Source organism: Prochlorococcus marinus str. MIT 9107 (genome assembly GCF_000759855.1).
GTDB classification, from domain to species: domain Bacteria; phylum Cyanobacteriota; class Cyanobacteriia; order PCC-6307; family Cyanobiaceae; genus Prochlorococcus_A; species Prochlorococcus_A marinus_N.
On record NZ_JNAI01000010.1, the window covers coordinates 283844 to 305812 of the forward strand.

25 protein-coding genes and 1 pseudogene are annotated in these 21969 nt (G+C 31.9%); 11 read left to right on the forward strand and 15 right to left on the reverse strand.

Annotated elements, in window-relative coordinates; translation table 11 throughout:
• Entirely contained in the window at positions 1–198 is a 198-nt protein-coding gene (locus tag EU92_RS00225; RefSeq protein ID WP_032514091.1) for a hypothetical protein, read from the reverse strand.
• A 132-nt stretch (positions 199–330) separates the two neighbouring features.
• On the opposite strand from EU92_RS00225, the pseudogene EU92_RS0109320 reads away from it, so the two are divergent.
• From EU92_RS0109320 to pdxA, 5 genes and pseudogenes are all read left to right on the forward strand, one after another.
• Positions 331–843, forward strand: a pseudogene (locus EU92_RS0109320) (AbrB family transcriptional regulator).
• A 56-nt stretch (positions 844–899) separates the two neighbouring features.
• A complete protein-coding gene (locus tag EU92_RS00220; protein ID WP_032514090.1) occupies positions 900–1349 on the forward strand; it encodes a DUF6554 family protein in 450 nt (149 codons plus the stop codon).
• A 166-nt stretch (positions 1350–1515) separates the two neighbouring features.
• Positions 1516–1917 carry an HNH endonuclease gene (locus EU92_RS0109325; protein WP_032514089.1) on the forward strand — a complete coding sequence of 134 codons (402 nt, stop codon included), beginning with the start codon at positions 1516–1518 and terminating at the stop codon, positions 1915–1917.
• A 263-nt stretch (positions 1918–2180) separates the two neighbouring features.
• Complete coding sequence (locus tag EU92_RS00215; protein WP_032514086.1) at positions 2181–3059, forward strand: oxidoreductase; 879 nt, start codon at positions 2181–2183, stop codon at positions 3057–3059.
• A 25-nt stretch (positions 3060–3084) separates the two neighbouring features.
• Entirely contained in the window at positions 3085–4119 is a 1035-nt protein-coding gene (gene pdxA, locus EU92_RS00210) for a 4-hydroxythreonine-4-phosphate dehydrogenase PdxA (RefSeq protein ID WP_032514085.1), read from the forward strand.
• Here the strand turns inward: pdxA and accB are convergent.
• Both accB and efp read right to left on the reverse strand, forming a co-directional pair.
• The gene (accB, locus tag EU92_RS00205) at positions 4096–4602 is read right to left on the reverse strand and encodes an acetyl-CoA carboxylase biotin carboxyl carrier protein (RefSeq protein WP_032514083.1); all 507 of its coding nucleotides are present in this window, start codon (positions 4600–4602) and stop codon (positions 4096–4098) included. The two genes, pdxA and accB, sit on opposite strands and share 24 nt — an antisense overlap.
• Positions 4602–5162, reverse strand: a complete 561-nt coding sequence (gene efp / locus EU92_RS00200; protein ID WP_032514118.1) for an elongation factor P — start codon at positions 5160–5162, stop codon at positions 4602–4604. Before efp ends, accB begins: the two co-directional genes overlap by 1 nt.
• 43 nt (positions 5163–5205) lie before the next feature.
• On the opposite strand from efp, the gene EU92_RS00195 reads away from it, so the two are divergent.
• Together EU92_RS00195 and thiL are read left to right on the forward strand one after the other, a co-directional pair.
• Complete coding sequence (locus EU92_RS00195; RefSeq protein ID WP_032514082.1) at positions 5206–6297, forward strand: peptidylprolyl isomerase; 1092 nt, start codon at positions 5206–5208, stop codon at positions 6295–6297.
• The gene (gene thiL, locus EU92_RS00190) at positions 6290–7276 is read left to right on the forward strand and encodes a thiamine-phosphate kinase (RefSeq protein ID WP_032514081.1); all 987 of its coding nucleotides are present in this window, start codon (positions 6290–6292) and stop codon (positions 7274–7276) included. The genes EU92_RS00195 and thiL overlap by 8 nt, the downstream gene beginning before the upstream one ends.
• Here the strand turns inward: thiL and gap are convergent, their stop codons facing one another.
• Entirely contained in the window at positions 7277–8299 is a 1023-nt protein-coding gene (gene gap, locus EU92_RS00185) for a type I glyceraldehyde-3-phosphate dehydrogenase (protein ID WP_032514080.1), read from the reverse strand.
• 194 nt (positions 8300–8493) lie between these two features.
• On the opposite strand from gap, the gene murC reads away from it, so the two are divergent.
• From murC to EU92_RS00170, 3 genes are read left to right on the forward strand one after another with little or no spacing between them, the layout of a single operon-like run.
• Complete coding sequence (gene murC / locus EU92_RS00180; protein ID WP_032514079.1) at positions 8494–9903, forward strand: UDP-N-acetylmuramate--L-alanine ligase; 1410 nt, start codon at positions 8494–8496, stop codon at positions 9901–9903.
• Positions 9904–9911: 8 nt separating this feature from the next.
• On the forward strand, positions 9912–10802 hold the full coding sequence (gene murB, locus EU92_RS00175) for a UDP-N-acetylmuramate dehydrogenase (protein ID WP_032514078.1): 891 nt from the start codon (positions 9912–9914) through the stop codon (positions 10800–10802).
• A 16-nt stretch (positions 10803–10818) separates the two neighbouring features.
• A complete protein-coding gene (locus EU92_RS00170; RefSeq protein ID WP_032514077.1) occupies positions 10819–11169 on the forward strand; it encodes a YbaB/EbfC family nucleoid-associated protein in 351 nt (116 codons plus the stop codon).
• Here the strand turns inward: EU92_RS00170 and rsgA are convergent.
• From rsgA to msrB, 5 genes are all read right to left on the reverse strand, one after another.
• The gene (rsgA, locus tag EU92_RS00165) at positions 11135–12052 is read right to left on the reverse strand and encodes a ribosome small subunit-dependent GTPase A (protein ID WP_032514076.1); all 918 of its coding nucleotides are present in this window, start codon (positions 12050–12052) and stop codon (positions 11135–11137) included. The two genes, EU92_RS00170 and rsgA, sit on opposite strands and share 35 nt — an antisense overlap.
• Positions 12042–12272 carry a sulfurtransferase TusA family protein gene (locus EU92_RS00160; protein WP_032514075.1) on the reverse strand — a complete coding sequence of 77 codons (231 nt, stop codon included), beginning with the start codon at positions 12270–12272 and terminating at the stop codon, positions 12042–12044. Before EU92_RS00160 ends, rsgA begins: the two co-directional genes overlap by 11 nt.
• Positions 12272–13396: a molecular chaperone DnaJ gene (gene dnaJ / locus EU92_RS00155; RefSeq protein WP_032523623.1), complete on the reverse strand. Its 1125-nt coding sequence runs from the start codon at positions 13394–13396 to the stop codon at positions 12272–12274. The genes EU92_RS00160 and dnaJ overlap by 1 nt, the downstream gene beginning before the upstream one ends.
• Before the next feature lie 29 nt (positions 13397–13425).
• A complete protein-coding gene (gene grpE, locus EU92_RS00150) occupies positions 13426–14145 on the reverse strand; it encodes a nucleotide exchange factor GrpE (RefSeq protein ID WP_032514073.1) in 720 nt (239 codons plus the stop codon).
• A gap of 75 nt (positions 14146–14220) precedes the next feature.
• On the reverse strand, positions 14221–14715 hold the full coding sequence (gene msrB, locus EU92_RS00145; protein ID WP_032514072.1) for a peptide-methionine (R)-S-oxide reductase MsrB: 495 nt from the start codon (positions 14713–14715) through the stop codon (positions 14221–14223).
• 20 nt (positions 14716–14735) lie between these two features.
• Between msrB and dusA the strand changes: the two genes are divergently transcribed.
• Positions 14736–15740 (forward strand): tRNA dihydrouridine(20/20a) synthase DusA, encoded by a 1005-nt coding sequence (dusA, locus tag EU92_RS00140; RefSeq protein WP_032514071.1) that lies wholly within the window; start codon positions 14736–14738, stop codon positions 15738–15740.
• On the opposite strand, the gene EU92_RS00135 is transcribed toward dusA, so the two are convergent.
• From EU92_RS00135 to EU92_RS00110, 6 genes are all read right to left on the reverse strand, one after another.
• Positions 15737–16297, reverse strand: coding sequence for an RNA recognition motif domain-containing protein (locus tag EU92_RS00135; RefSeq protein ID WP_032523322.1), 561 nt, complete (start codon positions 16295–16297; stop codon positions 15737–15739). The two genes, dusA and EU92_RS00135, sit on opposite strands and share 4 nt — an antisense overlap.
• A 115-nt stretch (positions 16298–16412) precedes the next feature.
• Positions 16413–17792 carry an argininosuccinate lyase gene (gene argH, locus EU92_RS00130; RefSeq protein WP_032513238.1) on the reverse strand — a complete coding sequence of 460 codons (1380 nt, stop codon included), beginning with the start codon at positions 17790–17792 and terminating at the stop codon, positions 16413–16415.
• 60 nt (positions 17793–17852) lie between these two features.
• A complete protein-coding gene (locus tag EU92_RS00125; RefSeq protein WP_032523323.1) occupies positions 17853–19196 on the reverse strand; it encodes a PP2C family protein-serine/threonine phosphatase in 1344 nt (447 codons plus the stop codon).
• Positions 19197–19263: 67 nt separating this feature from the next.
• Positions 19264–20523 (reverse strand): signal recognition particle-docking protein FtsY, encoded by a 1260-nt coding sequence (ftsY, locus tag EU92_RS00120; protein ID WP_032523624.1) that lies wholly within the window; start codon positions 20521–20523, stop codon positions 19264–19266.
• Between the two features lie 58 nt (positions 20524–20581).
• Positions 20582–21211 (reverse strand): transcription antitermination factor NusB, encoded by a 630-nt coding sequence (nusB, locus tag EU92_RS00115; protein WP_032513246.1) that lies wholly within the window; start codon positions 21209–21211, stop codon positions 20582–20584.
• Positions 21212–21214: 3 nt separating this feature from the next.
• On the reverse strand, positions 21215–21949 hold the full coding sequence (locus EU92_RS00110) for a DUF502 domain-containing protein (protein WP_032513235.1): 735 nt from the start codon (positions 21947–21949) through the stop codon (positions 21215–21217).
• Positions 21950–21969 lie beyond the last annotated feature (20 nt).

Here is a 21969-nt window from a genome sequence, read left to right on the forward strand (position 1 = left end):
TTAGGTTCCTGGCTCCTCAACATTTCCACCTAATTCAACAATCTTTTTTCTAAGTATTTTTGATTTTTTTTGATCCCCTTTAGTTTGAGCTATTGCAAGAGCAAACTCTAATTTTTCAAGCTGGTGGCCACCCTCGAAAAAAGAAAGTTTTTTCTTTATAAAGCTTTTATTAGCTTTATATGAAATTTGTGAAGACATAAAAATTCATGCTTTAAATAATATTATGCCAACAAAAGGGGACAATAGGAGAAGAAAACAAAATTAAATTTGACTATAAACCCAAGCAAAAAAGATTTTTTCTAATATTATGTCGAAACATCTTCCAAATTTATGCCAAATATAAATCTTATCTATTATTTAATTGCAGGTACCATTTGTGGAGCTTTAGCTCTTAAGACGGGTATTCCCGCAGCTCCCCTTGTAGGCGCTTTAATAGGAGCAAGCATAGTTAGCATCAGTGGCAAAATCGATATAGCAGAGTGGCCAGTTGGTACCAGAACGATATTAGAAATTGGAATTGGAACAGTTATTGGTACATCGTTAACTAAAGAATCATTAGTTGATCTTTAAAACTTATGGAAGCCAGCGATTTTAATAACTTTTACTTTAGTTGTTACTGGATTAGCAATTGGATTGTGGACAAGCAGATTAATTAATATTGATGTAATAACAACAATTCTTGGCGCTGCACCTGGAGGTATAAGCGGTATGAGTCTTGTAGGATCAGAATATGGAGTAGGAGCTGCAGTTGCGACTCTTCATGCTGTAAGGTTGATTACTGTGCTTTTAATTCTTCCTTTAATTGTAAAATGTTTGAACTGGTTTGGATTAATAAAATCTTAAATATCTATAGACATATTTCTAATAAAAGATATTTTTAAATAGGAGGTAAAAGTTCAATGCAAAGATGTAAAAAAAAATTAATTTTTTTAACCCTAGGGATCATTTCTCCTCTATCACTTCAAACATACAAAGTTAATGCAGGCTCATTTGGAGCAGAAATTTTTTGTACCATGAGAGATGGAGGTAATGACCATGAAAGTAGTTGGGATGCAGCATATACATATATAAAAAAACAAAAAGGGGGGTTTTTCAAAGTATCACCTAAACAAGCAGCAGCACAAATTACTGAATCTGTAATAAGGGATAGAGAAACCTTCAGTTATTGCGTGCAATACTTAAATAAACTTCATCCAAATAGAAAACTAATAAGAGAATTAGAACAAGAAGAAGAAAGAAAAGAAAAAGAAGCTCAAGAAAAGGCAGAGAAGAGAAAACAGTTAGAAAGAGAACTAGAAGAGGCTAATGAAGATTTTTCAGAAGAGGTAATTGACAGATATAGCTATTAATTAAATATTTGATATTTTTCAATTTTTTTAATAAATATATAGCGAATTTTGTTTTGTATCTAACAACACGAAATTATATTTTTACAGTTGAATTTTGGCAAAAAAGACAAATAAATATTGACTTTTGATATATTCAAGCGATTATTTATTTAACTAAATATTCTGAATGCATATTAATGATGCGGTGTTTTTAGAGGATTTATGTCCTAAGTTCAGATTTAGACAATGGCGAAAATCAATTCATAGATTTACTGGCAAAAGTTGTATATATTGCGGGAAACCATCTGAATCCATTGACCATGTACTACCACGTAGCCAAGGCGGCTTAAGTACCACAGAAAATTGCGTGCCTGCATGTCTTTCTTGTAATGGGGATAAATCGGATGAAAATGCATTAAGTTGGTATAGAAGACAAAAATTTTATGATCCTAGAAGAGCAATGGCTATAAGAGCTTGGCTTGAAGGAGACTTAAGATTAGCTATAAGATTATTGCAATGGGCTAATCCTAATTTCAAGAAAAGTAATAAGCATTATGAAAATAATGAATCAGAATATAAAGCAGCGTGATTACCAAACATTACATATTTTTCTAGAGTTATAACTCTCACATATATTGCCTAATTCTATTGGCGATTCTGGGAATATTAAAATTGTCGAAAATGAAATCAGAAGGACAAATATTTTTTGATAGAATTTAAAATTAACTAACCTGATTTCTTTTTCTATCAGACAAGTATTAGTTTTACTAATGCAAAAAGTTTTTGATTGTAAATCAGGCTTAACAGCTATCTTCATCATTATTTAATACATATGTACTACTCTAGCGCCGCATGAAGAATCACGCAAGTTCACTAAATAATGAAAATAAATTTTTAATCTTGGGATGTGGTTTTAGCGGTAGTTTCTTTGCAAATACCATAAGACAATTAGGTTGTACTGCTTTAACAAGTTCGAGATCTGAAAAGAAAGATCCTAATAGTTTTGTTTTTAACAGTGCTAACGGTATAGTTCCTAATGATAAAATTTTTGATGGAGTAACTCATGTACTTAGTTGCATACCCCCCGATAAAAATGGTAATGATCCAGTACTAAAAAGTCTAAAAGGAAAGCTCCAAAATTTGTCACTTGAATGGGTTGGATATTTATCTACTACAGGAGTATATGGGAATACCAAAGGTGACTGGGTATCTGAGATTGACGAACCTAATCCTTTTCAAAAGAGAAGCCATAATAGATTAAATTGTGAAAGAGAATGGATTGAATCTGGTTTGCCAGCACAAATCTTTAGGTTACCAGGTATTTATGGACCAGGAAGGTCCACTTTTGAAGCAATTAAAAATCAAAAAATTCGCGTCATCTCTAAAAAACATCAAGTATTTTCAAGGATTCATGTTGCTGATATTACAAATGCAATTATCTTTCTATTACAAAATAAAGATTCCTTGAAGTTTCACCAAATTATTAATATTGCAGATGATGAACCCTGTTCTCAAATAGAAGTTATTCAATATTGCTACGATCTACTTGGCTTAAGAATGCCAAAGCCTATTTTATTTGAAGAAGCAAAAAAGGAATTATCAGCTATCGCGCAATCTTTTTGGATGGAAAATAGAAGAGTTTCTAATAAACTATTATGCGAAACACTTGGTTATAAACTAATTTATAAAAACTATAAAATAGGTTTAAAAGATTGCTTTTTAAATATTTAAAAATTAATCAATTTAAAAACTTTTTATGAATTTTAAAAATACAAATCAAGCATTAAAAATAGTATTAAGCGTTGGAGATGAATCTGGTATTGGACCTGAAATAATCTTAAAAGCTCTTTATTCTAATGAGATGCCAGAAAATATTGACTTCATATTAGTTGGTTCAAAAGAAAATTTACAAAATACATATAGACACCTAAGATCTCTAGGACTGAAAAACCTCGCAAATCCTGACAATCTACAAATCCATGATTTCGGAATTTCTTTATCTGAAAATGAATCTAAAGCAAGTTATGGTGATTCAAGTTTCTTGTACTTAACAAAAGCAATTGAAATTGTAAAACAGTATCCTAATTCAGCACTTGTAACTGGACCAATCTGCAAGAAATCATGGTCACTAGCAGGGCATTATTTCTCTGGTCAAACTGAACTATTAGCAAAATCGTGTGGAGTAAAAAATGTTGGAATGTTATTCACAGCTAAATCACCCATTACAGGTTGGAGATTCAATACTTTATTAGCTACAACCCACATAGCTCTTAGTGAGGTCCCCAAGAAATTAACTAAAGAATTAATCCATTCAAAATTAAATCTTTTCAAAGACTTTTGTAGTAATTATATTGATAAACCTATTTTAAAAGTCGCCGGCTTAAACCCTCATGCTGGTGAAGAAGGTATTTTGGGTAATGAAGAAAAAGATTGGCTCAATGATGCATTGATAGATTGGCATGAGAAAAATAGAGATATTAACTTATTAGGCCCTTTATCACCGGATAGTTGCTGGAATTCTTCCGCAAAAGCTTGGAGAGATAAAAATGCTGAAAAACATGATGGCATTCTTGCTATGTATCATGATCAAGGTTTAATCCCAATGAAAGTTATAGCTCTTAATTACTCAGTTAATACCACAATAGGTTTACCTTTCATAAGAACATCTCCAGATCATGGAACAGGATTTGACATTGCTGGAAAAGGAATAGCTCAATCTCAAAGCATGATTGAGGCCATAAAGGGTGCCATAGAAATGACTAAAAATTTAAGACTGCTTAACACGCATTAAAACTTGACCAAATTCAACTGGGGTTCCATTTTCAACAAGAATCTCTATTATTTCAGAGTTGAATTCAGATTCAATTTCATTCATTAATTTCATCGCTTCCAAAATGCAAATAGTTTGGCCTACCTTAACATTACTTCCTATTTCGACGAATGGATCCTCCCCTGGCGCTGCAGCCCTATAGAAGGTCCCAACCATAGGAGAAGTCACATCAGTGAGGTCTGAACGCCCAGGAGGCGCTACCTGAGGAGATTCGAGATCATTAACTATCGAGACATTATCATTTATAGATTTTTGATTAGGAATTGTTTGCCTATCAAATGAAGTATTAGAAACTATATTATTAGTAACTTGGTTCTGATCAAATAAATTCCGTTTTATTTCAAGTTTAAAATCTTCTCCCTCTAGTAAGAATTCTTGAATATCGCTTGTAGAGATTTTCTCTATTAAGCGATTTAAGTCTTCATGATCTAATTTCATAGCCATTAATTCTCCCGTCCAAGATAACTATCGTTACGAGTATCAACTTTAATCATTTCTCCCACAGAAATAAATAAAGGAACCATAACTTGAGCACCTGTCTCTAGAATAGCTGGTTTAGTGCCCCCACTAGCAGTATCACCTTTAACTCCAGGATCAGTTTCTGTAACTTTCAAAGTAATAGATATTGGAAGTTCCACTTCTAAAACTTTACCATTATGGAAAATTACATTAACCTCCATTCCTTCTTTCAAATACTTTGATCCTTTACCAATTTGGTCAGAGGAAAGTCTTGTCTCCTCAAAACTTGTCATATCCATAAAAACATAATCTCCAGACTCCACATAAGTGTGTTGCAGGTTAGACTTCTCAAGGATAGCCTGCTGTACTGATTCTCCGGCACGAAAAGTTTTTTCAACCACATTGCCGCTTTGAACTGATTTTAATTTTGTTCGCACGAAAGCTGAACCTTTACCAGGCTTGACATGTAGAAATTCTACAACACGCCAAACTTGTCCATCTAATTCGATGGTAGTACCTGTGCGAAAATCGTTACTGGAAATCATTCCTGTATTACATCCCCAAGGATCATAAACCTGCAAGAGTGCTATGCAAAAATTCTTATCAAATCAGAACAAACTTTTCTTAATCTTATTAATCATAATTTTACAGTTTTTTCTCTTTAAACCCATTAAAGTGCTTGCTGATTTACCGACTGGAAATGCGGTAAAAGACCCTAATGCGATCCTCAGAAACGCACTCCCTATAAAGCAAGTTGAGTTGAAAGAGATTCAGCACAAACTGGAAGAGACTAGTGATCTTGTAAGAGGAGGAAGATGGCCCGCCCTTACGAAAACTGTTACAAAATGTCAATCTTTACTTAAAAAATACCAAAGTCGAATTATTCAAGAACTACCAAACGATAAGAAGAAAATTGCTGAAAAAATATTTTTAGAACTCAAAGAAAATTTTGATAGCCTTCAAGATCATTCCAAATCAAAGGATAAATACTCATTTATAGCAACTCGAAAAGAGGCTTTAGATAAAATAGGTGGATTAGAAGAATATTTTCTACCAAATCAATTTCCTTACTATATTCCAGAAGAGTTTGATAATTTACCAAGATTACTAGGACGAGCAAAAGTTAATATAAAAACTTCCAAAGGAGAAATGAACGCCATTGTGGATGGATTTAACGCCCCGCTTACAGCAGGAGCATTTATAGATTTATCTTCAAAAAATTTCTATAAAGATTTACCCATTAACAGAGCAGAAGAATTTTTTGTTCTTCAAACAGGTGATCCAATTGGTGAAGCAATTGGTTATGTGGATCCTGAAACAAATAAAGAACGACATGTCCCTCTCGAAATTAGAATTCCTGGCGAAAAGGATACTTTTTATAATCAAACTTTTGAAGACTTAGGCCTTTACACAGAAACGCCAACATTACCATTCGCAACGCTTGGAACTCTAGGTTGGTCTCACTCAAATACCGCAGTTGATGACGGCTCATCGCAATTTTTCTTCTTTTTATATGAGGCAGAATTAAATCCAGCAGGCCGGAATCTAATTGATGGAAGGAATGCTGCCTTTGGTTATCTTGTAGATGGTTTTGAGGTATTAGAAGAGCTAACCAAAGATGACACAATAATCTCCATTGATGTTTTAGAAGGGATTGAAAACCTCAAGTTACATGCATAAAGAAATTTTAGAAGACATAGGTGAAAAAGAATTAATAAATAGACTTGGGAAATTTATGCCTAAAAATCAAGTTTCAGATGATTGCGCTTTAATCAAAGCTCAAAATAATAACTTACTTGTTAATAATGATTCTTTGGTAGAAAATGTTCATTTCAGCGACGTTACTATTTGCCCTCAAGACCTTGGATGGAAAGCAGTTGCCTGCAACATCTCTGACTTATTATCCAGTGGTAGTAAAAAAACGATAGGAATTACCATAAGTCTAATTCTACCTGCCAAAACTGAGTGGATTTGGGTTGAAGAGTTATATAAAGGGATAAATAAAGCTTTAAAAAAATATGGTGGGATAATTCTTGGAGGAGATTGCTCAAAGGGGGATCAAAAAACCATATCAATTACAGCCTTTGGAATTCAAGGAGAACTTGAATTACGAAGAAACGCGTGTAAACCAGGAGAGATTATTTTAACTACAGGAATTCATGGTCTTAGCAAACTGGGATTTATGATACAAAATAAAATTGATTTTGATAGTAGTACTTCTCTTAATCAAAGATTAATCAGTAAGTCTGTTGAACATTTTTGTCGTCCTAAAGTTTACCCAAATTTTCTAAAAAATCTTCTTAAAACTCGTTCGAATAAAAAAATAACGAGAATAGGATGTACTGATAGCAGTGATGGTCTATTTCAAGCTGTACAAGATTTAGCGATCGCTAGCAAATGTAAAGCAATTATGAATTATGAAAAAATACCTAAAGATAAGGACTGGCCAAAAGGAGACAAATGGGACGAATATTATTTTTTTGGAGGTGAGGATTACGAATTAGTTTTCTCATTACCCAAAAGATGGGCAAAAAATTTATCTAAACTTGATAAAAATATTAGCGAAATTGGTTATTTTGCTAATGGTGAACCATCAATAGAATTTAAGGATAGTAATAAAAATAAACTACTGAAAAACAAACCTTTCAAGCACTTTTAATTATACCCATTTTTTAGCAACAATCTCTGCTAAATCTACAACTCTTTGACTATAACCCCACTCGTTGTCATACCATGCGAGGACCTTAACAAGATTATCTCCGATACACATAGTAAGGTCACTATCAACAATTGATGATTCATTAGTACCTGCATAATCGCTTGACACTAATGGTTCATCTCCGTACTTAATAATTCCTTTCATTGAACCTAAAGAAGCTTCTTTAAGAGCATTATTGACTTCCTCGCTTGTGACAGATTTAGAAGATTCGAAAACGAAGTCAACTGCTGAAACGTTAGGAGTTGGAACTCTCATTGCAATTCCTGTCAACTTGCCTTTCATTTCTGGGTAAACTAATGCTACTGCTTTAGCGGCACCTGTAGAAGTGGGAACAATATTTGTAGCAGCAGCTCTAGCTCTTCTTAAATCTCTATGACTATTATCTAGAATTCTTTGATCACCAGTATAACTATGAATTGTAGTCATCAAACCTTTATTAATTCCAAAAGTTTGGTCTAAAACCTTGACAACTGGAGCTAAGCAGTTTGTAGTACAACTAGCATTACTCAAAATATCATAATCTTTATGATTATATGTATCAGCATTAACTCCAACAACATAAGTACCCACACCAGCACCTTTCCCAGGAGCAGTTAAGATAACTTTTTTTGCTCCTACCTCCAAGTGCTTACTAGCTCCTACATCTGTATTAAAAACTCCAGTTGATTCAATAACCAAATCTACTCCCCATTCTTTCCAAGGAAGATTCATTGGGTTTCTATCGGAGAAGCACTTAATTGTCTTGTTATTAATTACAAAAGTGTCATCTGTATATTGAATATCAACACCGTCAAGCTGGCCAAGTACAGAATCGTATTTGAGAAGATGAGCATTGGTCTTAGGATCAGAAGTGACATTAATACCAACTACCTCAATATTGGTGTAAGCGCCCCTACTAAGCCAACAACGCATAAAGTTTCGACCAATTCTGCCAAACCCGTTAATTGCAACACGCAAAGTCATAACTAAAAATTTCTAAATGATTAACCTAAGTTGCTGATCATACTGAATTTTGTGCAATAACGTAAGGTTTTTTTGATTTATTAAGCAAATAAGTCTAGTTTTGTATTAATTCAAAAACGAAAAATATTTTTTTTTAAGAAAAAATACCAAAACATTTTTTAGAAGTTATTTTAATTTTAAGTAAATAATCAACATTGAATAAAGAATTACCACTAAAAAGTCATTTTCATTTTATAGGAGTTGGAGGTATTGGAATGTCTGCATTAGCAATGGGTTTACTAAAAAAAGGTTATTCAGTCTCAGGATCTGATTTAGTTGAAAACAACGAAACCAATAAATTAGAAAATTTAGGTGCACTTATCTTTACTTCTCAAATTAAACAAAATATTGAAATTGTAAATTCAAAATTTAACAACAAATTGATTAATTTTGTTGTAAGCACAGCAATCAAGTCAGAAAATGAAGAATTATCGTACTGTAGGGAAAAAAATCTACCAATAAAACATCGTTCAGAGATACTTGCAATGTTAATGAAGTCTTATACTTCATTAGCCATAGCAGGTAGCCATGGAAAAACATCAACGAGTACATTTCTTTCTACCCTACTTGAGTTATGTACTCATAATTCTTCTTCAATAACTGGAGGAATCATTCCTATCTACAACTCAAATTGTCATTTAGAAAATACAAAATTTCTAGTAGCTGAAGTTGATGAATCTGATGGGACAATAAATAAATATAAATCTGATATTGGAATAATTAATAACATTGATTTTGATCATTGCGATCATTTTTCTAATTTAAATGAAGTTATTTCTTCATTTAAAGATTTCGCTGCAAACTCGAAAAAATTATTACTTAATTTTGATTGTGAAATCACTAGAAATAATTTCTATTCTGATAATAATTGGTCAAACATTACACCAACCAACGTCGCTTATGCCTTAATCCCAACTGAAATAAACAAAAATTATACTATTGGTCAATATTATGAAAGTGGAAATTTTATTAGTAGTTTAAATATTCCAATTCCAGGATTACACAATTTATCTAATATCACCGCTGCAATAGCAACTGGAAGAATGATAGGTGTAGATTTTATAAAAATTAAAAAAAATATTAAATACCTAAAACTGCCAAAAAAAAGGTTTGAATTTAGAGGCCAAATAGATGAAAGAAATTTATATGATGATTATGCACATCATCCAAATGAAATAAAAGCAACCATTAAATTAGGAAGATTATTTATCAAGCAAAAAAGTAATAATCAATCTCAAGAAAATAGATTAATAGCTATTTTCCAACCTCATAGATACTCTAGAGTAAAGAAATTCGCTAAAGAATTTGCTAATGAATTATCAAAAGCAGATGTAATTTACGTAACAAGTATTTATGGAGCAGGAGAAAGAAATAAAGATAAAATTAATTCAAAAATGATCACTGATCTGATTTATAAAAAGAACAAAAATGTTAGTTTCATAAATAATTATCATGAAATCATAAAGAACTTTGACGAACTAACTCAAAAAGGGGATTTAATTTTGAATATGGGGGCTGGTGATTGTCATAATTTCTGGTCGATTTTAAATGGGGAAAACAATTAAAATAATTTATGAAAAAAATTTTTTCTGAGAATTGCAATCTGAGTAGTTATACAACTATAAAAGTTGGTGGGGTAGCTGAATATTTTGCTGAACCAAAAAGTATTGAGGAATTTTATTATCTTATAGAATGGTCTAATTTAAATAATCAAAGATGCCAAATAATTGGCGCAGGTTCAAATCTTTTAATAAATAATATTTTCATAAAAGGTTTAGTTATATGTACAAAAAAAATGAAGTCTTTAACTATAGATCCATATTCAGGAATTGTTGAAGCAGAAGCAGGTGTAATGCTCCCAACATTATCTAATTCTCTCGCAAAAAACGGATTACAAGGAGGAGAATGGGCTGTCGGAATTCCAGGAACTGTAGGGGGAGCAATTTATATGAACGCTGGTACAGAAAATTTATCGCTAGCTAAAAATATTATTTCTGTGAAAGTTATTAATAATAAAACGCATGAAAAACTTGAAATTGACAAAAAAGATATAAATTTTAATTATAGATCTAGCTCTTTTCAAAATAATGATTTGGCAATTATAAGTGCGAAACTATATTTTGAACCAAATGGAAATCTCCAAAAATTAATTGAGACAACCAAAAATAACTTGAAATTAAAAACAGAAAAACAACCATATCACCTTCCAAGTTTTGGTAGTGTTTTTAAAAATCCTGAAAATAATTATGCAGCAAAATTAATTGATGATATTGGTTTAAAGGGATTTAAAATTGGCGGCGCAGAAATTTCTATAATGCATTCAAATTTTATAATTAACAATTCTTCAGCAAGTTCAAAAGATATTTATGAATTAATAACTGTAATTCAACAAAAAGTACTACAAAAAAAAGGAATTTATTTGCAACCTGAAGTAAGAATGATTGGTTTTGACTATCCTAATTAAAGAAACTTTTTAAAAAATGGCGGGTTTTGGACTTCCTAACTTTGGACAACTTACAGAAGCTTTTAAAAAAGCTAAACAAATTCAACAAGATGCTCAAAAATTGCAAGATGAACTTGAAAATATGGAGATTGAAGGCAAAAGTGATGATGAAATGGTAAAAGTCTGGATAAGTGGCAATCAACTTCCTTTAAAGGTAGAAGTTCAAGAAAATATTTTAAATTCGGATAAAGAAAAAATAGAGCAAAACATTTTACAAGCTTTTCAAAAAGCTCATGAATTATCAACTACTACGATGAAAGAAAGAATGAATGATTTGACTGGTGGATTAAATCTTAACCTTCCTGGCTTTGATAATGGTGACTCTTAGAAGACTCGATCATTGCTTTGTAAAAAGGATATCTTTCAAAAGATTTATTTAAATTACAGCCCTCATCATTCAAATGTAAACAATTACGAAATTTACATCTTATTTCTTCATCGTTTACTTGTTTATAGATTTCCGGATAGAGATTTGGTAACAATCTAAAATCAACTTCTAGAGTTTGCATATTAAAACCAGGGGTATCCACAATGTAACTTTTATTAGAAAGAGAAAATAACTCAACATTGCGTGTAGTATTTTTCCCTCTCTTAATTTTATTAGAGACTGGAGCAGTATTATTTTTAAGACCTGGAATTATCATATTAAGCAAAGTCGTTTTTCCAACACCAGATGGACCCATAAATATTGAACATTTTTTTTTCTTTAACTCAGCTAATAAATTTTTGAAGTAATGATGTTTCTTTAAATTTAAAGTAATTGCTTTATAACCCCACTTCCTAAATTTATCAATTAAAAAAAGTCTTCTTTTCTCTGAAATTAAATCACACTTTGTTAAAACCAATGAAACTTCAACCCCCATCGATTCTGCTGATATCAAGAACCTATTAACTTGAGATAAATTCAACTCTGGCTCTTCAACGGAACAAATAATATATATGTTAGAAATATTTGCAACTGATGGACGTATTAATAAATTTCTTCTTTGTTTTAAACTATTTATTACTGCACGCTTGTTTCTTAAATCAATATTATTAATAACTACTTCATCTCCAACATAAATTAATTGATCTCTAAAATTTATAGACTTCCTGACCTTACATAAAAATCTGTCACTGCTTCCTAAGCTTTTTTTGTTTTTCAAGTCAACCAAGAAAAATTCATTAAATTTTTTAGTAACTAAGGCTAGATGTTTACTATCAGTTTTCATTCAAAATTTTTATTTTTAAAAATTTTTTATTTTCTTTAATTTGTTTAAACAAACATCCAATCTCTTTTAAATTATTTAATACCATTTCTTCTGGTTCCCCTCTATCAAGTTCAACTATAAGTTGTTCATTTTTAGATAACTTTTCTAAAGCTAATTTAATTTTGACGACATTTAAAGGGCATGGAACCGATTTAAGATCCAAATACTTTAAAGCAGTCATTAGGATTCTTTACCAAATAATTTACTAAACAGACCACTACTTGAATTAATATTTTTATCTGAATATTGAGAAGCTAAGCCTTCTAAAAGCTTTCGTTCTTCATCAGTTATGCGAGTTGGCAATTTTACTTTTACTAAGACTTCATGGTTTCCTCTGGCAACTGGATTACCAAGTCTAGGTACACCTTTATTCTCAAGTGAGAGAGTTGTATTCGGTTGTGTTCCACTTGGAATTTTCAAATTAACATTTCCATCAACTGTAATAATTTCAACAGTATCTCCTAAAATAGCCTGTAGATAACTCACAGCTATTTCAGAGTAAATAGTCACACCATCTCTTTTTAATTTTGAATCATTCTTCACCTTGATAAAAACATAAAGATCTCCAGGCGGGCCGCCTCTCATACCAACATTTCCCTCTCCAGAAACTCTTAATTTAGTACCAGTATCAACTCCTGCGGGAATATTAATTCGTAATTTTTTTCTCACTTGTTTTACACCATTACCGCCACAACTTGTACATGGATCTGCGATTATTTGACCAACACCATTACATGAAGTACATTCAGCTACTTGCGTGAAATTACCAAATGGTGTTCTTGTAGCTCTTCTTACTTGTCCACTTCCTCCACATGTTGTACATGTTTTTGGTCCTGTTCCTGGTTTAGCTCCTGCTCCCTTACAGATTTCACATGTCTCAAGATGGGGAATTTTAATTTCTCTTTTTTGGCCAAAGATAGCATCTTTAAAATCAATATTAAGATCGTATCTTAAATCATCTCCTTGTTGAGGACCTCTTCTTTGAGTTCTACCCCCCTGTGAACTTTGCCCACCAAAGCCATTAAAAAAAGTTTCAAATAAATCCGCAAAGCCGCCCATATCACCCATATCAGGAATTCCAGCAGCACCTCCAAGACCAGCCTCGCCAAATTGATCATATCTAGCTCTAGTTTCAGGATCAGCCAAGGCTTCATAAGCCTTACCAATTTCTTTAAACTTATCTTCCGCTCCTGGTTCTTTATTTACATCAGGATGATATTGTCTAGCTAATTTTCTATAAGCCCTTTTTAAAGTGTCAGCATCAGCATCTCTAGAAACTCCAAGTATTTGGTAAAAATCAGCCATTAGATAATGTTCAACTAAAAATTTGGAATCTATATATCATCAGAAGTAATTTCCTCTGAATCAATATCCCTTTCAACTGTATCCTTTTCTACTTCCTCTTGTGAACTTTGTTTACCAGGTCCCATAGAAACTTTAACCAATGCATGTCTTAAGACCTTGCCGTCTAAATGGTATCCTCTCTGAAGTTCTTCTATAATAGAGTCTTCTTTATGCTCTTGACTAGGCTCTTTTAATACAGCCTCATGTAAGCTTGGATCAAATTGCTGACCAACAACTCTCATAGGTGCTACTCCTTGTTGCTTTAAAACTTCTACTAATTGTTTATACAATCCTTGATAACTTCTATGGAGAGCTTGAGCTTCATCACTTTCAGGTTTGAGTTGTTGCCTTGCTCTCTCAAAATTATCAACAATAGGAAGTATTGCTGTTAAGGACTTAGAAACAAGTTGAATTTTTAAATCGTCTTGATCTCTAGATTGTCTTTTTCTGAAATTATCAAAATCTGCTGATATTCTTACATATTGATTTTTCAATGTTTCATGTTCTTTTTCTAACTGTTCTAACCTTGCATCATTATTCGAAATAGTATTTTTTAATTCCTCAGCATTTATCTCTTCTACTTTTTGGGAAGATATTTCATCATTTACTATTGTTTGATCATCTGGAAGTAAGGAATCAACAGGAGCAATATCCTGATTTGAAACATCACTTTCTTTATTATCAATATTGTCTGATTGATTTTCAATCATTTTCTTAAAAATTTATTAAAACTATTCTCTATTAAAGCGATGCACAAAACAAGTTGCGGAAGGCCGCACAAATTTTTAGTTGGGTACAAACCTTAACGCTAGTCCATTGTTGCAAAATCTTTTTCCTGTGGGAAGAGGACCATCGTTAAAAACATGTCCTTGATGACCTCCACATCTGGAACAATGGTATTCAGTTCTTGGAACAATTAACTTGAAATCCACTTTCGTTTCAACTGAGCCTTTGATTGAATCCCAAAAGCTTGGCCATCCTGTACCACTATCGTACTTTTGATCTGAAAGAAAAAGCGGAAAATCACATCCTGCGCAATGAAAAACCCCTTTCCTTTTCTCGTTATTTAATTGGCTACTGAATGCTCTTTCAGTTCCTTCCTCCCTCAAAATATAATAGGATTCTGGACTAAGCCTAGATTTCCATTCATCTTTTGATAAATTCCACTTTTCTTTAGGAGTAAGTGAAGAAGCTAATACTTGTATGGGCTTAAAGATTATTTTTAAAATTGACATAGTAAGAATTAGAATGAAGGATCTTCTTGATAGAAATTGATTCATATATTTTAATCACATAAAAAATGAACTCCATACAATCTAATTCTATAACGAATATTCATAAATTAAGTATTGCTCCAATGATGGATTGTACTGATAAACACTTCAGGATGATAATGAGAAAAATAAGTTCAGAAGCGCTCTTGTATACGGAAATGATTGTGGCCCAAAGTTTAATTTATACCAATAAAAAAGAAAAATTTTTAGATTTTAATAATCAAGAACACCCTATATCAATTCAATTTGGTGGAGATAATCCTGAAATCCTTAGCGAGGCTGCCCGAATGGCGCAGGATTGGGGTTATGACGAAATAAACTTTAATGTTGGTTGTCCAAGTCCAAAAGTCTGTTCTGGAAATTTTGGAGCTTCACTTATGAAAGATCCTGAAAAAGTAGCAAAATGCATAGAATCCTTAAAAAATAGCTGTAATTTACCAATTACGATTAAACACAGAATTGGTGTAGATGAAGATGATAGTTTCAAAAAGTTGAATAGCTTCGTAAAGTACATAGCAAATGCTGGTGCAGACAGATTCATAGTTCATGCAAGAAAAGCCATATTAAAAGGTCTTAATCCAAAGCAAAACAGAAACATCCCTCCTCTTAAGTATGACTTAGTAAAAAAATTGAAAAAATTAAATCCAGAATTATTAATAGAAATAAATGGAGGTTTTACAAATATCGATGACTCGGTAAAAGCCTTAGGCGATTTTGATGGTGTCATGATTGGGAGATCAGTTTATAAATATCCCTTAAGGTGGTCTGAAATTGACCAAAGAGTTTATGGAAAAAATACACCATCCAAATCTGCTTCTAATATTATCTTTTCATTAATTCCCTATATAGATGAGCATTTAGCTAATGGAGGAAAATCTTGGGATATTTGCAAACATCTTATAAATTTAGTCGAAGGCATTCCAAAAGCAAAAAAATGGAGGAATCAAATTTCTATTAAATCTATAAAAAAAGAGTTAGATATAGAGTATCTTCTTAAGTTGACTTCTAAACTTGAAGAAATGGGCTATTAATTCTCTTCGTTTGATACATTACCTTCATTTGACACTCCTCTTTTTCTTCTACTTCTGCCACTTTCATATTCAGAATTTTCAGAAGAGTTGCCGTAACTTCTATCTTCCCAACCTTCTGCACCAGAAGATTTATTGGTATAAGAATTGTTAGGTTCATTATTACCGCCACTATTACCTCCGCCATAGCCATAGCCGCCACTATTACCGCCGCCATAGCCATAGCCATAGCCGCCACTATTACCTCCACCATAGCCATAGCCGCCACTATTACCTCCACCATAGCCGCCTCTTCCTCCCCTACGAGATCCTCCAGAACCTCTGGGCTCTGCCTTATTTATTCTTAATGGTCTGCCCATAAGCTCTGTGCCTTGCAAACCATCAATAGCTGTTGACTCAATTGCTTCATCTGCCATCTCAACAAATGCGAATCCTCTTTTTCTTCCAGTATCTCTTTCAAGAGGAAGAGAACAATTTAAAACTTCACCAAAAGGGGCAAATAACTGTAAAACATCTTCACGCTCTGCGCGGAATGGCAAATTGCCAACAAAAATACTCACTTTAAAATCAACAAAGAAAATTTACCAAAATTTAAAAACCACAAAAAGTAGCTTTTAAACATTCTTCGCCATTCTACTTCAAAGCACACCCTTGTTGGAGAAAAATAATTGAAATTCAAAGTAACAATTTTTTCTGCCAATTATGTACCTCTTTTTCAACTTGTGTAAAACCTGTTCCACCTTCACTTATTCTTGACTTAACGACATTAAAAGGTTCAAGATCTACGAAAACATCCTTATCGAATTCGGGATGAAATTTTTTAAATTCTTCTATTTTCAAATTTTTAAATAAAATTTTTCTCTCTAAGCAATACTTTACAATTTCACCCACAACTTGATAAGCAGTCCTAAAAGGAACATTTTTAGCAACTAAGTAATCTGCCAAGTCAGTAGCATTAGAAAAGTCATTTTCTACGGAACAAGATAAATTTTTAATGTTAAATTCTATGCCCTCATTCATTAAAATAGTCATTGCTTTGATGCAAGAAGATAAAGTTTCTGCAGTATCAAAGATTGGCTCTTTATCCTCTTGAAAGTCTTTATTATATGCAAGTGGTACACCTTTAACCATTGTTAATAATGCTTGGAGATGTCCGTAAACTCTTCCCGTTTTACCTCTTATTAATTCTGGAACATCTGGATTTTTTTTCTGGGGCATTAGGCTACTGCCTGTAGCGCATTTATCTGTTAATTTTGCAAAAGAAAATTCATCAGTTACCCACAAAATTATCTCTTCAGAAATTTTACTCAAATGCGACATTACTAAAGCAGATGCAGAAACAAACTCTATGCAAAAATCTCTATCACTCACTGCATCAATACTATTTTTATAAATCTTTTCAAAGCCCAATTCTGCAGCTGTAAAGTTTCTATCTATTTTAATTTTTGTGCCCGCTAGTGCTGCTGCTCCTAATGGAGAAGTATTAACTCTTGATCTTACTTCTTTAAACCTTTCGCGATCTCTTTGAAACATTTCTAAATAAGCCAATAAATGGTGAGCTAAAGATAATGGTTGTGCTCTTTGCATATGTGTATATCCAGGAATTAAGGTATAAATATTTGCTTTCGCAAGATTAAAAAAAGATTTTTGCAAATCATTTATCAAAATTTCAAGATTGTCAATCTCTTTTCTTAACCACAATCTTATATCTGTACCAACTTGATCATTTCTGCTTCTAGCTGTATGCAATTTCTTTCCAGTTTCACCAATTAAACTAATTAGTTTTTCTTCAATACAATAGTGAATATCTTCAGACGGGGGACTAGGAGAAAATTTACCCTCTAAAAACTCAGCTTTTATTCTCTCAAGACCATTAATAATCTGCAAAGTTTCAGAAGAAGATAAAACTTGAGTTTTTCCAAGCATTTTTGCGTGGGCAATCGAACAATCTAAATCTTCTAAAATAAGTCTTCGATCAAAACAAATTGAAGCATTAAACTTTTCAATAAAAGGATTAAGTGTATTATCAAATCTTTTACTCCATACTTTTGCCATATCAATTAATAACGTAGATATCTCTAATAAAGCATTTTTTTATATCGGTGACAAAAATATCTACTTTAATTGAAGAATAACCATTGATGCATCATCTTCAAGATGTCTATTTTGTCCTGTAAAGTCATCTAATTTTTTAAATATTTTGTTTAATATCTCTTGGGATGTATAAGATTGCTTGCATAATTTTGTAAGAGTTTTAATTAACCGTTCCTCATCAAATCTTTCGCCTAAAGAATTTGAAGTATCAATTACTCCATCCGTGTAATAAAGTACCAAATCATTTTCATTAAGCATGATTTCACCACAACTGTATTCAGCGTCTTTTTGTAGCCCAAGTACAAATCCTTCTGCATCTAATTTTATAATTTTTTGATCTAAGCTTTTCCAAAGTAAAGGAGGATTATGGGCTGCATTAGCAAATCTCAATTTTCTGGTTCTAGGATCATAATCTGAATAGAATAATGTCACAAATCTATGTGATTGATCTAGATCATTTATTGCTAAATGATTCAAATCATGCAAAATTCTATCTGGAGGTAAACCTGTAAGGACCTCTGCACGTAGCATTCCTCTGAGCATAGTCATTAGAAGGCCCGCGGGAATACCTTTGCCCATAACATCGCCTATAACTAAAGCCCATCTAGCTTTTTCTTTTCTTTTTTCTGATATATTCGTCTTTAAGCACATAAAATCATAGTAATCGCCTCCTAACTGAAGAGCAGGCCTACAATGTGCAGCAAGGTCTACACCATAAATAATAGGACAATAATCTGGGAGTAATTGAGATTGTATTTCAGCTCCAGTAGAAATTTCTCTATCTACCTTCTCATGTTTTTTCTTTGTTTTTATTAAGCAGTAATTTTCTAATCCAACAGCAAGACAGTTTTGAATAAAATTAAAATTAGAGTCATGAGTGATAGATTCCCCAGATAAATCTTTGCTAAAAATATAAATAAATCCTCTACATTTACCCCTAGATAATAATTTTTCTGTTTCGATTTTATATTCTTTAAAATTATTTTTTAAAGCATTTTCGAAAGTTAAAATTTCTTTTATTTTAAAATTTTTAGAAAAATTAAATTGATCAAAAAAATTATTAATTTCTTCTTGAATGAGTAAAAAATCATTATTAGCAGAAATTTTTATATTTTCATGCCATATTTCTCCCTCATTATTTAAAGGAATAATTAATATTATTTTTTCATCAAAAATATGTTTAAAGATTAAGCAAATATAATCTAGTAATTTATGGATGTTTGAAAAAGATTTTAAATAATATGCTAATGATGATGCAATCTCAGAAATTTTGTATTTATTTATTATTGACAAATTAGATTCATTATCTGAAATTTTTTGAATAAATGTGTTTGAAAATAGTTTTTCTTTTTGATTATTTTTCACAACAAATCTAATAGATAAATATGTTTTAACATTAAATTATAATTTTTAAAAAAATTTAATTAAATATTTATTTATCTGCAAGCATAGCCTCTACAAATTCATAACTATTAAAAGGTCTCAAATCTTTTATCCCTTCTCCTGCCCCAATAAATCTTATAGGCAAATTTACTTCTTCAGAGATAGCTAAAGAGACGCCTCCTCTAGAAGTACCATCTAGTTTAGTAATAATTGCTCCACTTAAATTGGCTGATTTAGCAAAACTTTTTGCTTGCTTTAAGCCATTTTGCCCCTGACTAGCATCTAAAACTAATAATGATTCGATAATTGCATCAGGAACCTTTTTATCAATAATTTTTTTTATTTTTGCTAATTCATCCATCAAATTATTTTTTGTTTGCAATCTACCTGCTGTATCAACTAGTAATAAGTCAACATTTCTTTTTTTTGCGGAATTAATTGCATCAAAAACTACAGCAGCTGGATCAGCATTTTTTGATTGATTCGATATAACATCAACACTGCTCCTCTTACCCCATACTTTAAGTTGTTCTACTGCTGCAGCTCTAAAAGTATCTGCAGCAGCTATCAAGGTTTTGTAATTACTACTTGATGACAAATATGCTAATTTTCCTAATGTAGTAGTTTTGCCAACCCCATTAACTCCTACTAATAGCCAGACATTTAACTTACCCTTTTGAGGTACCAATAGATCAATCCCAGAATTTTTTATTGGTTTATCAATAATTAATTTTAATTGCTTCTTTAAAAATTTTATTCCTGCTTCTGCACCCACAACTTCCTCGTTTAACTTTTTTCTAAGAGAGCTTATAACTTTATCAGTTGAATCAATACCGACATCAGCTCTTATCAATAGAGTCTCTAAATCATCAAGAGATTCAGGCGTAAGAGGATCATCTCCCAATTTATCCAATAATTCAGTAACGAATCCTTTTCGTGTTTCTTCTAATCCTCTTCTTAATTTAGTCAACCAATCAATTTCATCTATCGATATTTGATTTATTTTTTTTCCTTGAGCAGCTAATACCATTGCTGACCATGTAAAGTTATCATCAAATTCTCCTAATTTAGTTTCAGTAATAATTTTAGGCGGTCCGGGAATATCTTCTTTCCTAGAAATTTCAATCAAATCTTCCTTCTGTTCTTCTTCCTTCTGTTCTTCTTCCTTCTGTTCTTCTTCCTTCTGTTCTTCTTTCTTCTGTTCTTCTTTCTTTTGTAATTCCTCTTTCTGTTCTTCTTGTCGTTTTTTTAAAAGTGCATAAGCTTGTGCAGCCCACTCTCGAGAATTATCAGAATCAATATTAGTCATTAATATTTATAGTACTTACATTATCAATTTTAAAAGATTATTGATGTATATCAAATAATCATTGCAATTTTACTGTTTGTAATCTTCTTAAAACTCCATTAATAAATTTTCTTCCTTGAATATCACTATATTTATTAGCTAAAGTGACGGCCTCATCACACGCAACAGCAACAGGTGTACGTAAAAAATTAATATCTACGTAGGCTAAACGCAAAATATCTCGATCAACTCTTGGTAACCTTTTTAATCTCCAGCCATCCATTACTTGATCAATATCAGAATCAATACTTGAAAGATTATTCATTATATTACTAATCCTAAGAGTGACATCTTCTCTAATATCAATTTGTCCGCTAGATACTATTAATTTTGGAAAGTCTAAAGTTAAAGAAAGCGTATTCATTACAATTTCAATCTTTTTTAGAGATTTTTTTAACACTTCTCTAACATTTGCAAAAGACGACTCAACACCTTCTTGCAATTCACTATCTAATATTTTTTGTGATGCATTTTCCAACTCTAATTCGCAACTATCCAATTCATCTCTGCAATGGTCTATAAGAGAATCCAACGCGGATTCAAAAATCTCTTCTATCTGAAGTTTATTCAATTTGAAATTACCTTTATCTTTTATCAATCCTAAAGAAATTAAAGATAATTCTCTAGAAAGGGATCTATTATTATGCATCAATTAGGAAGAAGTATTAGTGGATGCACGTAGTTGAGAAAATAATTTTGAAAATGTTGGATTTGTAGTATTATTTTTCTCGTCAGGATTAACTATCCCAGCCGAAATTATTGTTCTAAAAGCATCTTCAACAGAAATATTTAAGTCCTTAACAGAGGCCTCAGGAACCAATGTGTACCACCCAGTAGTGGGGTTTGGTGCTGTAGGGATAAAAACACTTAGCAACTTTTCTTCCAATTCTGGCTGAAGAGAGGGGCCAACATCTCCAGTCACAAAACCTACACTATATAGACCCTCTCTAGGATATTCAACTAAAACAACTCTTCTAAATCGATTAGACTTATTACTTAAAAAAGTCTCAAGCAATTGTTTAAGAGTTTTATAAACTGCTCCTGCTACAGGAATTTTTGATAGTGTACCTTCTCCGAATTCTAATAACCATCTTCCTACAAAATTCCTCGCCATTAAGCCTATGAGCAGAATAGCTAGCAAAGGAACAGTTAAACCTAAAGTAAGATTAATGAGATCTTGTAATAAAGGATTTAAAGTAATAAAAGGATTTAGTTGCTTAGGAACAGAAGTAACTAATGTTAAAACAAATTTACTGACTAATGATGACAACCAAATAGTTGTGGCTAAAGGTATTACAACCAACAACCCAGCTATAAGATCATTTTTTAGATCCTTTTGAAGCCTAGATCCTAGGTTCGAATCTTGATTTTGATTAGAATCAACCAAAACGACGTTTTTAACTAGTT

Excerpts from the sequence above, each read along its gene's own strand:
- EU92_RS00225 (WP_032514091.1), bottom strand. The coding sequence starts at position 198 with ATGTCTTCACAAATTTCATATAAAGCTAATAAAAGCTTTATAAAGAAA.
- EU92_RS00195 (WP_032514082.1), top strand. The coding sequence starts at position 5,206 with ATGCAAAAATTCTTATCAAATCAGAACAAACTTTTCTTAATCTTATTA.
- murB (WP_032514078.1), top strand. The coding sequence starts at position 9,912 with ATGAAAAAAATTTTTTCTGAGAATTGCAATCTGAGTAGTTATACAACT.
- accB (WP_032514083.1), bottom strand. The coding sequence starts at position 4,602 with ATGGCTATGAAATTAGATCATGAAGACTTAAATCGCTTAATAGAGAAA.
- EU92_RS0109325 (WP_032514089.1), top strand. The coding sequence starts at position 1,516 with ATGCATATTAATGATGCGGTGTTTTTAGAGGATTTATGTCCTAAGTTC.
- ftsY (WP_032523624.1), bottom strand. The coding sequence starts at position 20,523 with ATGACTAATATTGATTCTGATAATTCTCGAGAGTGGGCTGCACAAGCT.
- efp (WP_032514118.1), bottom strand. The coding sequence starts at position 5,162 with ATGATTTCCAGTAACGATTTTCGCACAGGTACTACCATCGAATTAGAT.
- msrB (WP_032514072.1), bottom strand. The coding sequence starts at position 14,715 with ATGAATCAATTTCTATCAAGAAGATCCTTCATTCTAATTCTTACTATG.
- EU92_RS00215 (WP_032514086.1), top strand. The coding sequence starts at position 2,181 with ATGAAGAATCACGCAAGTTCACTAAATAATGAAAATAAATTTTTAATC.
- EU92_RS00220 (WP_032514090.1), top strand. The coding sequence starts at position 900 with ATGCAAAGATGTAAAAAAAAATTAATTTTTTTAACCCTAGGGATCATT.
- grpE (WP_032514073.1), bottom strand. The coding sequence starts at position 14,145 with ATGATTGAAAATCAATCAGACAATATTGATAATAAAGAAAGTGATGTT.
- rsgA (WP_032514076.1), bottom strand. The coding sequence starts at position 12,052 with ATGAAAACTGATAGTAAACATCTAGCCTTAGTTACTAAAAAATTTAAT.
- nusB (WP_032513246.1), bottom strand. The coding sequence starts at position 21,211 with ATGCATAATAATAGATCCCTTTCTAGAGAATTATCTTTAATTTCTTTA.
- thiL (WP_032514081.1), top strand. The coding sequence starts at position 6,290 with ATGCATAAAGAAATTTTAGAAGACATAGGTGAAAAAGAATTAATAAAT.
- gap (WP_032514080.1), bottom strand. The coding sequence starts at position 8,299 with ATGACTTTGCGTGTTGCAATTAACGGGTTTGGCAGAATTGGTCGAAAC.
- dusA (WP_032514071.1), top strand. The coding sequence starts at position 14,736 with ATGAACTCCATACAATCTAATTCTATAACGAATATTCATAAATTAAGT.
- pdxA (WP_032514085.1), top strand. The coding sequence starts at position 3,085 with ATGAATTTTAAAAATACAAATCAAGCATTAAAAATAGTATTAAGCGTT.
- argH (WP_032513238.1), bottom strand. The coding sequence starts at position 17,792 with ATGGCAAAAGTATGGAGTAAAAGATTTGATAATACACTTAATCCTTTT.
- EU92_RS00160 (WP_032514075.1), bottom strand. The coding sequence starts at position 12,272 with ATGACTGCTTTAAAGTATTTGGATCTTAAATCGGTTCCATGCCCTTTA.
- dnaJ (WP_032523623.1), bottom strand. The coding sequence starts at position 13,396 with ATGGCTGATTTTTACCAAATACTTGGAGTTTCTAGAGATGCTGATGCT.
- EU92_RS00170 (WP_032514077.1), top strand. The coding sequence starts at position 10,819 with ATGGCGGGTTTTGGACTTCCTAACTTTGGACAACTTACAGAAGCTTTT.